Consider the following 14,637-nt stretch of genomic DNA (forward strand, 5'->3'; position numbering starts at 1 on the left):
GGCTATTGGGGGGCATCTATCCTGCTTCATAACTTTTACAATGCGTTACTAACCTAACACCGTGCGGTTGTCGTCAGTCAACGAGCTTCAGGCGACCAGTTTGAATGTAGTCAAATATACGATTAATTTGGCGGCGGTCTTCGTCGGTGAGCTCGTAGTCAGAGAGAACTGCAGATATAAGCTTGAGGTGATCTTGACGGCTGATTTGTTTGGCTGAAAAGATCTGCTCTATCATTTGCTTTACGGCTAAGTTGGATTTACGGGGAACGCCCTTGGTCATCAGCAGTGGTTTCCTGATCGGCTTATATATTTTTCCCAGTCGATCGTCTTTCTTTATCATTCCAGATCCTATTTGGATTTAAGTATTATTTAGGTACGCCCAGACAAAGCTCGGATCGGGAAACTGTAAAAAATACCTAAAGATTCGCTCTCAAGTATCCCCCTCTCCCTCAATAAGCAAAGGAGACAGTTTACATGCAGGTTTACCGGCTTGAAGCCCTTTGGGACAATTACGTGTTTTTGCTGCACGATCCGGAAAAAAATATCGCCGCTGCGGTCGATCCGGCAGAAGCTGAGCCTGTATTGCGGCAACTTCAAGCCTTGAAGGCGGAATTAGTCGCGATTTTCAATACCCACCATCACGGCGACCACGTCGGCGGGAATCAGCAGCTAATGCAGCATTTTCCCCAGGTTCGCGTTTATGGGGGGGCAGAGGATGCTGGTAGAATTCCAGGACAGCAGGTATTTTTGACCGAAGGCTCCTTTGTCGAGTTCGCTGGCAAAGAAGCTCTCGTGTTCTTCGTTCCCGGACATACCCGCGCCCATATCGCTTACTATTTTCCGCCAGATGCCCCCGATCAACCAGGGGATCTATTCTGCGGCGACACGTTGTTTGCGGGTGGGTGCGGCAGATTGTTTGAAGGCACTCCCGCCCAAATGGTTGCTTCCCTCACCAAATTGCGCGCTCTCCCAGATAATACTAGGGTATGGTGTGCCCATGAATACACGCTGAAAAATATGGAATTTGCCCTGACGGTTGATGGTGCTAACCCTGACTTACAAAAAAGATACGCCGAGGTTAAGCAAGCGCGCAGTCGGTTAGAAGCGACCGTACCATCGATGTTGGGGGTAGAAAAACGCACAAATCCCTTTTTGCGGTGGGATGTTCCGGAGTTACAAGCGGCGGCGAAAAGCAGCGATCCCGTGCAGACCTTTGGGCGAATACGGGGAATGAAGGATCAATTTTGAGGCAGACTTACCCGGTTGCGATCGATCTCGGTATTTGGATAGGATTGTATGTTCGGGCTGGGTACGCATTACCCAATAGAGGAAAAGTCATGCCGAAACGCATTCAATTAGTTTTAACTCAGGATGTCAGCAAGCTGGGAAGATCCGGGGACCTGGTAGAAGTAGCTCCAGGCTACGCTCGCAATTATCTACTGCCGAGAGGGCTTGGGGTCAATGCAACTCCAGCCATTCTCAAGCAAGTAGAACGGCGTAGAGAGCAAGAACGCCAACGCCTGTTGGAAGAAAAGAAAGTAGCCATTGAGCGCAAAGCTGCGATTGAAGCAGCGGGTCGCTTCACCATCAGCAAGCAGGTGGGGAAAGAAGATGCCATCTTCGGTACCGTCACCGAACAGGAACTGGCAGAGGCGATTGGCGCACGCACGGGTCAGGAAATCGATCGGCGCGGTATTACCATACCGGATATTCGCAAAGTTGGTACTTACAAAGCCGACATCAAGCTGCATCCGGAAGTTACCGCAACTGTAGAAGTTCAAGTAGTGGCAGGCTAGTTGCTAATTGCTAATTGCTAATTGCTAATTGTTCAGAACTTTTGATCGTTAGCCATTAGCCATTAGCCATTAGCTATTCTCAATTATGGCTGACGAACTAAATTTACCAGGTGCAAGCGATCGCTTACCTCCCCAAAACGTCGAAGCAGAAGAAGCGATCTTAGGCGGCGTTCTCCTCGACCCAGAAGCAATCAAACGTATTTGCGATGTTCTGGTTGTAGAAGCTTTTTCGTTGGAAGCTCATAGAATTATTTATCGAGCCGCAACAACCCTCCACAGTCAAGGCAAGCCAACAGATTTAATGACCGTTACCACCTGGCTTGCTGACCACAATTGTTTGGAAAAAGTCGGCGGAACTAATAAATTAGTGCAATTGGTCGATCGCACGGTATCCGCAGTCAATATCGACCAGTATGCCGCACTGGTAATGGATAAATATCTGCGCCGTAAATTAATTAATGCCGGTTATAAAATTACCGATCTGGGTTTCAAAACAGCCGTCGAATTACCGATTATTCTCGACCAGGCAGAACAGGAAGTTTTTAGCATTACTCAAGAACGACCCGCCCAAGGTTTAGTTCCGATTTCCGAGACGCTAATTCATACATTTCAAGATATTGAAAATCGCCAAGAAGGCCAAGTGTTACCAGGTCTGTTGTGCGATTTTTACGATTTAGATGCGATGACGGGCGGTTTTCAGCGTTCCGATTTAATTATCGTCGCTGGCAGACCGTCAATGGGAAAATGCTGCTCCCTAGATACTGAAATTGTCCTTTCAGATGGTAGCGTAGCAACTATTCAAGAAATCTATAACCGCCGTCGATCCGAATTACTAACTTTAGGAAATGATTGGAAATTTCACAGCACTAAAGCTTCGGCTTTTGTGGATGATGGGATAAAGCCAGTATTCCGCGTTACTACCCGCTTGGGAAGATTTGTTGAAACAACAATTACCCATCCTTACTTAACAATTAATGGCTGGAAGCGTTTAGCAGAGCTTAAACCAGGGGAGAAAATTGCTATTCCTCGAAGAATAAATATTTTTGGGACAGAAACCCTGGGCGAGTGTGAAGTAAAATTATTGGCGGATTTGACTGATAAAGAAACTATACCAGAGATTATTTTTAAGCTAACTCGTAACGAATTAGCGTTATTTTTAAATCGTCTCTTTTCTAAGGATGGATGGGCGACAGTATTGGCTAGCGGTCAAGCACAATTAGGTTATGGGACTGTGAGTGAGAAGCTAGCCAGACAAATTCAACATTTGTTATTAAGATTTGGGATTATTGCCGCGCTGAAAAAACGCTCGTTTAAATACAAAGATGCTAGAGGACAAGCTTGGCAACTGGATATTACGGATGCAAAATCGCTCAAAAATTTTATTTCAGAAATTGGGATATTTGGTAAAGAAGAGGCGCTGTATAAGGTACAGTCAGCCTTGGCAAAGAAAAAATACCAAACCAATCGCGACCTGATTCCAGTTGAAATATGGGACAAAATAGCAGTAGCAAAAGGTAGCGAACCTTGGGCAGCTTTAGCGAGACGTGCCGGAATTAAGGGACATAGTAATATTCATGTGGGCAAGCGATCGCTAACCAGAGATCGACTGATGATTCTGGCATCAGCACTAGATAATTTGCCGCTGCAACAGTTAGCGATGAGCGATGTTTATTGGGATGAAATTGTTTCTATCGAATCAGTTGGATCGAAGCAAGTGTATGACTTGACTATCCCAGAGACACACAATTTTGTAGCCAATGATATTTGCGTTCACAATACTGCAATCTGCTTAAGTATTGCTCACAATATCGCTAATCGCTATCGACTACCCATTGCTATTTTTAGCTTAGAAATGTCAAAAGAGCAATTGGTACAGCGACTTCTAGCAAGTGAAGCAGGTATTGAAAGTAATTATTTGCGCTCGGGAAGAATTAGTCAAAATCAGTGGGAATCTTTGAGTCGCGCCATAGGCAATTTATCGGAATTGCCTATTTTTATTGATGATTCTGCAAATATTAGCGTCACAGAAATGCGGAGTCAAGCGCGTCGCCTCCAAGCAGAAAACGGTGGAGAATTGGGATTAGTTTTAATCGATTACTTGCAATTAATGGAAGGCGGCGGTAGCGATAACCGGGTGCAAGAACTGTCAAAAATTACCCGCAGTCTTAAAGGTTTAGCGCGCGAACTCAACGTACCCGTTATTGGTTTATCTCAGTTAAGTCGGAGTGTAGAAGCACGCACTAACAAGCGTCCGATGATGTCAGATCTAAGAGAATCGGGTTGCTTGACAGGTGATAGCCTCGTGACTTTAGCAGACACTGGGTTACAAGTCCCGATTCGCGAATTGGTAGGTAAATCTGGTTTTGCAGTTTGGGCGCTAAATGAATCCACGATGAAATTAGAAAAGGCTATTGTCAGCAATGCCTTTGCGACGGGTGTAAAACCTGTTTGGCGGCTAACAACTCGCCTGGGACGTACTATTCGGGCTACTGGTAATCACAAGTTTCTCACTATTGACGGCTGGAAGCGCCTGGATGAGATGACAGAAGGTTCGCGCATTGCTTTACCTCGATGCTTACCAAGTCCATCTTTTCAATCGATGAGCAATGCTGAATTAGCGTTACTTGGTCACTTACTAGGAGACGGTTGTACTCTTCCTCGACACGCAATTCAGTACACAACTAGAGAGTTAGATTTAGCTGAAATTGTTTCATCTTTAGCTGTCGAAGTTTTTGGCGATCGGGTTACACCTCGTATTGTTAAACAGCGCGATTGGTATCAGGTCTATCTTGCTGCAAGTTACAGCGGATTGCAAGCGAGTGAGGTACAGCCCTCCGGCTTCGTTTGTGTAGCGGCAGCATTAATGCTGCCGCTACACAAACAAAGGTGTACCTCATACGGCTGCAATCCGCTGTATCGATTAACCCATAACGTCAGGAATCCAGTCGTTAAATGGCTAGATGCTATGGGTGTTTTTGGTCTGCGGTCTTATGAAAAGTTTATTCCCAGCTTGGTTTTTGAACAACCTCAAGCAGCTTTAGGTGTTTTCTTGCGCCATCTTTGGAGTACAGATGGTTGTATTCATTTATCCAAAACGACCACCCACTATCCTAACGTTTACTATGCTTCTAGTAGTCATCGATTAGCACAAGATGTGCAATCACTTCTGCTCAGACTTGGCATTAACTCTAGGTTATTTGTAGTCCCACAACGTGGAAAAGGGCGCGACCAGTACCACACTTATGTAGGTGGTAAACATGATTTAGAAACATTTATCAATTCGATTGGCGCGGTAGGTCAATACAAACAGAAAAGTCTCATAGATGTGGCAGGTTACGTTGGCAATGTAAGTTTCGCCAATACCAACAAGGATTTTATCCCGCATAATGTGTGGAAAATATATGCTGTACCAGCCATGCAGCAGATTGGAATGACTTCAGTTGAAATGCAAAATTCAATAGGTATCAAATACCGTGGTTCAGCTCTTTATGAGTTAAATTTAAGCCGCGAAAGAGCAGCAAAACTAGCTGAGGTTGTTAAGTCAGATGAAATTAAGCGATTGGCTAATAGTGATGTTTACTGGGATGAAATTGTTTCAATAAAGCCGGATGGCGAAGCTGAAGTTTACGATTTAACAGTTCCGAGACTGCATAATTTTATTGCTAACAATATACTCGTTCACAACAGTTTAGAGCAGGACGCCGACGTAGTTATCATGTTATATCGGGAAGAATATTATATGCCCGATACGCCTGACCGAGGCATTGCAGAAGTGATTATTTCTAAACACAGAAATGGCCCGACGGGAACGGTTAAATTATTATTTGATTCTCAGTTTACGCGATTCCGAAATTTGGCTTCTCCCAAACGTTAATCGCTTTGGGAGAAACCAGAAAATTGCTATTTAACGCCAGTTGCTAGTTATAAACCCAGGCGTTGCTAATTGCTAATTGCTAATGGCTAATTGCTAATAAAGTATTTTTACTGATATTAGCCTTTAGCCATTAGGCGCTATCTATGAGGTAACTAGCAACTTGAGTTATTTAACGTAAGTAGGGGCGGATTTTACCAACAATTAAGTGGCAAGAAACCGGGTTTGTCGGAAAAATGGTTGAGCCAGGAAAGAGATCTAGGTCGAAACCCGGTTTCTTTTGTCGTTAAAGTGTGCTGCTACTGGTAATGGGTAAAGGGTAATCGGTAATTTTAACGATTCCACCACCAATTACCAATTACCTATTACCTATTATCTATTAACGCAAGTTGCTAGTTATAAACAAGGGCGTTGCTAATTGCTAATTGCTAATTACTAATATAGGATTTTTACCAATTGAGCCATTAGCCATTAGCCATTAGCTGTTTTTTGAGAGATAACTAGCAACTTGAGTTATTACCAATCTCACAACTTATAACTAGGAACTGGCGTTATTTAACTTCTAGCAGTTCCACATCAAATATGAGAGTCGCATTGGGAGGAATGACTCCACCTGCACCGCGAGCCCCATAACCCAAATCTGGGGGGATAATTAACTGACGCCGTCCGCCGACTTTCATGGTACCGACGCCTTCATCCCAACCTTTAATCACTTGTCCGACACCAATAGTGAAATCGAAGGGAAGCTTGCGATCGCGGGAACTATCAAACTTCTTGCCATTTTCCAAAGTGCCGGTATAGTGTACCCTCACCGTCTGACCTCTGTTTGGCGTCGCCCCAGTTCCTTCCTGGATCTCGATATACTTCAGTCCAGAAGGCGTGGTGATGACTTCGCCACCCGCAGTTTCTTCAGTCATAGTATTGCTCGCAATTAGGGTATTTTCGTTCGTCGCTTCGGCGATCGTCGGTTGAGTCAAAGGCGATGCGGTAGCGATCGCAGCTGGCGTGTTAGACACTTGCGATCCGATCGCACCTTTAGGCCCCCCGCCAAGTTGAGCCACCACGATGATCAGAAAACAGACTACCACGACCCCAAAGCTAATTAAAATTCCTCTCATCTGTTTGCCCTCAGATCGGACGCCGTTAAACATATCACGCCAAGGAGTCCGATAGTCTATTTGACATCGATTAACGCCAGAGTTTGTTTTCCAAGTCGCGTACTTGACGTTCCAGACGATCTATGCGTCCCCGCAATTCATCTACTTCAGACTGGCGGGGAACCCCCAGTTCCTGCAACATATTACGCATCTGGCGCTGCATCTGAGCTTCAAAGTTACCCCTATCCGACCCCAACTGATGCATCATATCATCTACGAATGCCTTAGCTTGGTCGGGATTGATTTTACCCTCTTTGACCCATTCATCGCTGACTTCTCGGATTTTATCGGCGACCAAAGTCGTCGTGCCAATACCAATCATCATTAATTGTTTCATCCAGTTGTTGTTATCCATGCTGCGTTCCTGTTATTTGGTTAAAAGGCGGCGTCACTGATGCCATCAAGTCATGCTGGCAGGCGGTCGCATTCTGGCACCCAGTATCATTGTATGAACTCCTCAGTCCTGCTGTGTGAGGTGGATTTCCGCACCGCGTCGGAAAATGTTTAAACTGTTTAGGATTTCTGTGCGATCGCGGTTCTTGCTGTCCCCGCTTCATTTATCCGTTTTCGGTTCAACTTCGACCGCCGTAGTTTTACGTATATTTGTTAAATTTTCACGCTATTTACCTTGGGTCAGGTTAACTTAGTATCATCGTCGAAAAATAAAAACAAAGTCTTTAACTCAAGCTGCAAACCTCGTAAACTTACCTAATTTTTTCCGATTTCCCTATTTGGGTAATAGTTCGAGCAATAGGGATTCAAACCTGTCTGAGATTGGTAGGTTGCTAGGTTCGTTTTTCTAGGCGAAATTGACTCAATATTAAACTGTTTGTGGAGATACATTGAATGGGTGAAACATGACTCATTCACCCCTTGTTTAACTGTAAATAGCTCGATAAATATTGGTTCTGTAAGCGGCTAATCCTGACATTTTTAGCCGGAGGGTTGCATCTATTTAACGCAATTTGCTAGTTAGATCCAAGCGGACTGGTAATGGGTAATGGGTAATTGCCAATAGCAGACCCCCTATAAATCCAATTAACAATTAGCAATTAGCAATTAGCAACTTGGGATATTTAATTGCTTTCGTAACCTGTTGAGGTAGGTTATTATGTCTAGTGAAAATTTGCTCGATAGTTTGAAGAAATCTGAGGAAAAAGCCTACAAATTATTAACCGAATTTGCGGCAGATGAAGAGTTTGGGGAAAAAATAGCTCGCGCCTTCGGCGACGACTTCGACAACGCCGGACTAGAAGCATTCCGTCAGCTATGGAGAACGGGGGATTTTACCGGATTGCCAGCAGTTGAAATTCGTTCAGCATCCGATATCAATGGCGCGAATGGGGCTTTTTCTGTTGATACTAACAAGATTTATTTATCTGGGGAATACTTGGCGCGGCATGGAGGGGATGGGAGTGCGATCGCGGATGTTTTATTAGAAGAAATCGGACATTTTGTAGATGGGCGAATTAACATATCCGATGCCCCTGGAGATGAAGGAGCAATTTTTTCCGCTTTAGTTCAAGGCGTGCAATTAGATGAACCTGCACTTCAGGCATTAAAGACTGAGAACGATACAGTTGTTCTTACCTTAGATGGGAAAGTTATTCAGCTGGAACAGCAAAATTTCACGGGTAAATTTACGGATGCGATCGCTGACCTAGATCAGTTGCTAACTACCCTACAAAATGGTGTCAACAATCGAGTTTTTAGTGAGAGCATACCCATTGTCGGGGATAGTCTAAAAAATGCCAGTAACCAAGCAGTCCAATTCATCGAAAATATTAGAACTGCTGTCCACGACAAACTCGATGATATCACCGATTTAACCAATGCAACTGTTACCGATATTCAAAACGCTCTCAACACAGCGCTTGGTTCAAGTGGATTAAACCTGCTCAAACAAGCTATCAATGTTGTTGACACAACGGACGAGGTGATATTTGACTTAAAACTCGGCCCTAATACTCCTTCTAATTTTACCACCTCGTTAGCATCCAACTTTGGCATCCCAGGCGTGGGAATTGAATTGACTGGCGACGCTAATGTAGGTTTGGGCTTTGACTTTGACCTGAAATTGGGCGTCAATAAGACCGAAGGGTTTTTCATTGATACGTCTGCAAACGATGAACTAAAAATCAATCTCAATGCTTCAACTCCCGGTTTAAATGCCAATGGTAAGCTGGGATTCCTCAACCTTAACGCCACAGACAAAGGAACTAACTTTAATGGTTCTTTTGCTGTTGATTTAGCTGACTCTGGCAATCGATTGAAAGTTGCAGAAATTACCTCGGTTAACTTTACAAGTTTGGTTGATGCTAAATTAACTGCCAACGCCGACGTTAACTTAAATTTTGCCACAAGCTTCGCTGATTCAGCTAATTTTCCCAAACTTAGCAGCGACTTCAATTTAGATTGGAACTTCAACGCAGCCGATATCGATGATGCAAAATTTGGCGACTTACCAACTGTTGGTTTTAATAACGTCAAACTAGACCTTGGTTCATTTTTGAGTGATTTTGCCAAGCCGGTTGTAGAACAAGTTCGTAACATAACAAAACCTCTAGAACCAGTCATTGACGTTATTACGACAAACTTGCCGTTGCTGGACGAATTTGGCATCAATATCAGTCTTCTGGACATAGCTAAGACATTTGCTAAAGGTTCTCCAAAGTTAGGTTTAATCGAGGCAATTCCTCAAATTGTGAATGCTGCTAAAACTCTTGACAGCATTGATACAGCAGCGGGCAGCGTTTTGCTCGATTTGGGCGGTTTCAGCCTTCCTGGAGATATTCGTCAGATTCCTAACCTGAGTGGAATCACACTCAATCCCAGCAATATCATCGCACCAACACTCGGTAACCCGCTGGATCAGGCCAAAGGCAAATCAACCACAGCGAGTAGTTTCTTTGCAGGCGCACAAGGCGGTGGTTTAAGTTTTCCAATTCTCGAAGAACCAAAAGAAGTATTCAAACTATTTCTAGGCAAAACAGATGCCACACTATTCTTGGCAGACTTACCAACTTTGGTAGCTCAGTTTGAATACACGCAAAAGGTTCCGGTATTTCCTGGCGTTAATGTCAACTTTGGAGGAAATGGCGGTTTTGGCGCCAATCTTGACTTTGGATTTGATACGCAAGGTCTTTTTGCGGCCGCCAGCAGTGGCAACGCATCTGATATCTTCAATAAAGGTTTCTTTGTAGATGCAAATAGCGGGTTTAATTTAAATCTTGGATTCTTTGCGGGTGGTGGAGTTGGTATTCCTGGTGCAGCAGAATTAAGTGCCGATATTTTCATCGAAGGTACGGTTGACTTCAAACTTAACGATCCGACACCTGGGGATGGTAAAGTCAGACCGCCAGAAATCTTACAAAACTTGTCGAAGGGAGTTAACTGCGTTTTCAATACCGAAGGTAAAGTTGAGGCGGGTGCTGAAGTATCCTACGAACTTTTGTTTGTTTTTGAGGATAGCTTTGAAATTGCCAGATTCCCGATTCCGGGTTTGAATTTTTCCTATGGTTGCGGTGGCGGTACAGAGATTAAAAATCCGGTATTAGCTAAGGATTTGGGCAGCAATCTGTTGCGACTCAACATGGGACCAAATGCAAGCGATCGCGGCAGTGGCACTCCATTTATCAATGAAATTAACGAAGTCTTTGAAGTACAACCAGGAGCAAACCCCGGTCAAGTTTTCGTCTCGGCATTCGGTTACGTTCAGTCTTACCCCACTACCAGTCCTAGCGTTGGCAAAATTATCGCTGATGGCGGTACCGGAGATGATGCCATTATCGTTCAACCGGGTGTTGCTGCCGAAGTAGATCTCGCTGGCGGCGATGGTAATGACATTTTGAAAGCTGGCGACGGATCGGCAACCCTGCGCGGCGGGGTGGGGAATGATGGTCTTAATGGCAGTCCTAAAGCTGACCAGATTTTTGGAGACGATGGCGACGATGCACTCAAGGGCGGTGCAGGGGATGACAGTTTAGACGGTGGTGGTGGTAAAGACATCGTAGCCGGTGATGCGGGTGCTGACACGCTTAAGGGTGGTGCTGACGATGACAAACTCAACGGCGGCGATGGCGAAGATTTCGCATTCGGAGAAAGTGGCAACGATCGACTCAGCGGTAACAAGGGCAATGACTTTCTTGATGGCGGAATTGGACTAGATACTCTGTATGGCGATGTTGGCAACGACACGCTGAATGGGGATGCTGACAACGATTTCCTCAACGGTAATGAGGGAGATGATAGCCTCGTTGGCGGCACTGGTAATGACACGCTAAAAGGTGGTTTCCGCACAGAAATTACTCAACTTGGTGTTGATGATAAAGGTTTGCCCATATTTAGCGAACCAAAGTTTTTTGACGATGCTGGCAAAGACTTTCTTGCAGGCGGTGAAGGAGATGATGTTCTAGATGGTGGCGGTGGCGATGACTTCTTAGTAGGAGGATCGGGCAACGACTCTCTCATCGGTGGTGCTGGTATTGATATTCTCGACGGCGGAATTGATAGCGACACTTTAAATGGTGATGCAGGTACTGACTCTCTCGTTGGTGGCGAAGGCAGCGACATTCTCGATGGTGGAATTGACAGCGATCGCTTGAACGGTAACGCCGGAAACGACTCGCTGTTTGGCAATTCCGGCAATGATTTCCTCATGGGAGAAGCAGGCAATGACCTAATTGATGGTGGTGCCGATATCGATACCGTCAGCTACGAAAATTCACCCAAAGGTGTCGTTGTAAATATCGATGAAACCCAAAGTTTCAACAACACTGCCAAAGATTCCACCGACCTCGAACCTACTTTTACTATCAATTCAGGCACTGCTTTAGATGGTTTTGGTAATACAGATACCCTTAAGGGTTTGGAAAATATCATCGGCTCAAACTTCGATGATATTCTCATCGGTAATAGCCTTGATAACCAAATCAAAGGGTTAGCCAAAAATGACCTGCTAATCGGCAACGCTGGCAACGATACCATCGATGGTGGTGAAGATACCGATACTGTCAGCTATCGTCGCGATCCAAGTAGCGTCATTGTCAATTTAGAACAGAACTTCGCCAAAGATGGTTTTGGCAATACCGACCAAATCTTTAACGTTGAAAATGTCATCGTTTCTGCCTTCAACGACGACATTACTGGCGATGCCAAAGCGAATATTATTACCTCCGGAGATGGCAACGATACGATTGCCGCAAGAGATGGAAACGATTCGCTTTATGGGGAAAACGGCAACGATGTCATCTCGGCAGAAGCAGGCGATGACTTGATTGTGGGCGGAAAAGCGGCAGATACCCTTGATGGCGGTACTGGTAACGATACTGCTTCCTATTTCAATTCCGAAACCGGCGTTGCTGTTAGTTTGAAAACGGGTAAAGGTTGGGCAGGAGATGCCAACGGGGATATTCTGACATTAATTGAAAACCTAATTGGTTCGGAATTCATCGATACTTTAATTGGCGATGATGGCAATAATTTTATCGATGGGTTAGGCGGCAACGACTTTATCGATGGCGGTGCTGGGGATGATACCGTCGAAGGAGGAGAAGGACGCGAACGCATTATCGGTTCTGCTGGCAATGACTCGCTAGCGGGTGAAGCGGGAATTGACTACATCACCGGCGGCGACGGCAACGACTATCTCAACGGCGGCAGCGATAACGACCAACTCTATGGTGACCAAGGTACTGACACCCTTGACGGTGGCGAAGGCAACGACTACCTCGAAGGCGGCGACGGCGATGACTCTCTCGCTGGTAGCGGCGGCAACGACCAACTTTACGGTCAACTCGGCAACGATATCCTCGATGGCGGCACTGGCAACGACTACCTGGAAGGCGGCGACGGCGATGACTCGCTAGTCGGCAACGATGGCAACGATTATCTCTACGGTCAAGTTAGTAATGACACCCTCGATGGCAGCGCTGGTAACGATAACCTCGATGGCGGTGCAGGCAATGACCTGATGTTCGGCGGCGAAGGCAACGACCGACTAGATGGTCAAGTTGGTACCGATACGTTAGAAGGCGGCGACGGCAACGACCAACTCAATGGCGGCGACGATGCCGATCTTCTGTTGGGGCAAGCGGGAGTAGACCTCCTAGAAGGCGGCAACGGCAACGACCAACTCAATGGCGGCGACGACGATGACCGCCTCTACGGTCAAATTGGCAATGACACCCTCGATGGCGGCAACGGCAACGACTTGCTGGACGGCGGCAAAGGCGACGACCTGCTAAACGGCAATGCGGGCAATGACCGACTCTTCGGTCAAATTGGTAACGATACCTTGTTTGGCGGTACGGGCAACGATTTCCTCGATGGCGGCAACGATAGCGATACGCTTTCCGGGCAAGCGGGTGACGATACGCTGTTTGGTAACAATGGCGACGACTCGCTTACGGGTGGCGATGGCAACGACTCCCTCGTAGGTGGCAATGGCGATGACCTGCTGACGGGCGACGCGGGGAATGACGAAATTTACGGTAGTGCTGGTCGAGACTCCCTCGAAGGCGCTGCTGGCAATGACTCCCTCGATGGCGGTACAGGCGACGACGAACTGTATGGTCGCACTGGCAATGATTCTCTCGTGGGCGGCGACGGCAATGACTACCTCGATGGCGGTGCAGATGCCGATACCTTATTTGGGCAAGCGGGGAATGATTACCTCGATGGCGGCGACGCTAACGACCAATTATCGGGCGGCGATGGCAACGACCAATTGTTCGGTCAAGCGGGTAACGATACCCTGGCAGGCGATGGGGGGAATGACTACCTCGAAGGCGGTAGCGGCGATGACTCGCTGTCAGGTGGCATTGCCAACGACCAACTTTACGGTCAAGTTGGTAATGACGTCATCGATGGTGGAGTGGGCGACGATTACCTGGAAGGCGGGGATGGCGATGACTCCTTAACGGGCGGAGATGGTCGCGATCAACTCTACGGTCAAGCTGGTAATGATAGCCTTAATGCTGGTGCTGGCGATGACTACCTCGAAGGCGGGGATGGTAAAGACACCCTGTTTAGTGGCAATAATAACGACCAACTTTACGGTCAAGCTGGCGACGATTACCTGGATGGCGGCGACGGCGTTGACTTACTCGCTGGTGGAGAAGGTAACGATACCTTGATTGGGCAAGGGGGAGATGATTCTATTTCCGGAAATGGCGGCAACGACTCGCTCAACGGTGGTGCTGGCGACGATATAGTCGAAGGTGGAGAAGGTGACAATGTGCTGTTTGGCGGTGCGGGATTTGATAGTCTTTATGGCGGTAGCGGTCAAGACCGATTCGCACTCGTTGCCGGGGCAGGTGCGGATGTTATCTTCAACTTTATCAAGGGGAGCGATCGCTTGCTCTTAACCAACTCTCTCACCTTCAATCAACTTAAAATTGTCCAAGGCACCGGCAATAACGCCAGCAATACTTTGATTCTGTGGCAAAACAATAACGAACTCTTATCTACCATTTTGGGAGTACAAGCAAATACCCTGACCAACGCTGATTTTGCCCTCTTATAAACTGTTGTAGGGTGCGTTAACGCAGTGTAACGCACCATCTCCACAATATCTGTTGTAGGGTGCGTTAGCCACTAGGGATAATGCACCCTAGAACATAGCGGATTGCAGCCATATGCGTTAGCCACTAGCGATAATGCACCCTAGAATATAGCGGATTGCAGCCATAAAAATAAGGTATACCTTTGTTTGTATAGCGGCAGCATTAATGCTGCCGCTATACAAACGAAGCCAAAAGACTGTACCTCACTCGAAAAGCAATCCGCTGTAAGTGCGATCGATCCTCAAAAT

At 46.2% G+C, this 14,637-nt stretch carries 7 protein-coding genes; 4 read left to right on the forward strand and 3 right to left on the reverse strand.

Annotated elements, in window-relative coordinates; translation table 11 throughout:
- Positions 1-73 precede the first annotated feature (73 nt).
- Entirely contained in the window at positions 74-340 is a 267-nt protein-coding gene (locus ACE1CM_RS08885; RefSeq protein WP_374877050.1) for a hypothetical protein, read from the reverse strand.
- A gap of 134 nt (positions 341-474) precedes the next feature.
- Here ACE1CM_RS08885 and gloB point away from each other — a divergent pair, with 134 nt between their 5' ends.
- The 3 genes from gloB to dnaB all read left to right on the forward strand — a co-directional run bounded on the left by gloB (position 475) and on the right by dnaB (position 5,670).
- Entirely contained in the window at positions 475-1,248 is a 774-nt protein-coding gene (gloB, locus tag ACE1CM_RS08890) for a hydroxyacylglutathione hydrolase (RefSeq protein ID WP_374877051.1), read from the forward strand.
- Between the two features lie 89 nt (positions 1,249-1,337).
- Positions 1,338-1,796 (forward strand): 50S ribosomal protein L9, encoded by a 459-nt coding sequence (gene rplI, locus ACE1CM_RS08895; protein WP_374877071.1) that lies wholly within the window; start codon positions 1,338-1,340, stop codon positions 1,794-1,796.
- Between the two features lie 85 nt (positions 1,797-1,881).
- On the forward strand, positions 1,882-5,670 hold the full coding sequence (gene dnaB / locus ACE1CM_RS08900) for a replicative DNA helicase (RefSeq protein ID WP_374877052.1): 3,789 nt from the start codon (positions 1,882-1,884) through the stop codon (positions 5,668-5,670).
- Between the two features lie 548 nt (positions 5,671-6,218).
- On the opposite strand, the gene ACE1CM_RS08905 is transcribed toward dnaB, so the two are convergent.
- Positions 6,219-6,785, reverse strand: a complete 567-nt coding sequence (locus tag ACE1CM_RS08905) for an FKBP-type peptidyl-prolyl cis-trans isomerase (protein ID WP_374877053.1) — start codon at positions 6,783-6,785, stop codon at positions 6,219-6,221.
- Between the two features lie 70 nt (positions 6,786-6,855).
- The gene (locus ACE1CM_RS08910) at positions 6,856-7,179 is read right to left on the reverse strand and encodes a phasin family protein (protein WP_374877054.1); all 324 of its coding nucleotides are present in this window, start codon (positions 7,177-7,179) and stop codon (positions 6,856-6,858) included.
- Positions 7,180-7,935: 756 nt separating this feature from the next.
- Here ACE1CM_RS08910 and ACE1CM_RS08915 point away from each other — a divergent pair.
- Entirely contained in the window at positions 7,936-14,349 is a 6,414-nt protein-coding gene (locus ACE1CM_RS08915; protein WP_374877055.1) for a calcium-binding protein, read from the forward strand.
- Positions 14,350-14,637: the final 288 nt, after the last annotated feature.

Origin of the sequence: Microseira sp. BLCC-F43 (assembly GCF_041929235.1) — a bacterium.
In the GTDB taxonomy this organism is placed as follows: domain Bacteria; phylum Cyanobacteriota; class Cyanobacteriia; order Cyanobacteriales; family Aerosakkonemataceae; genus Microseira.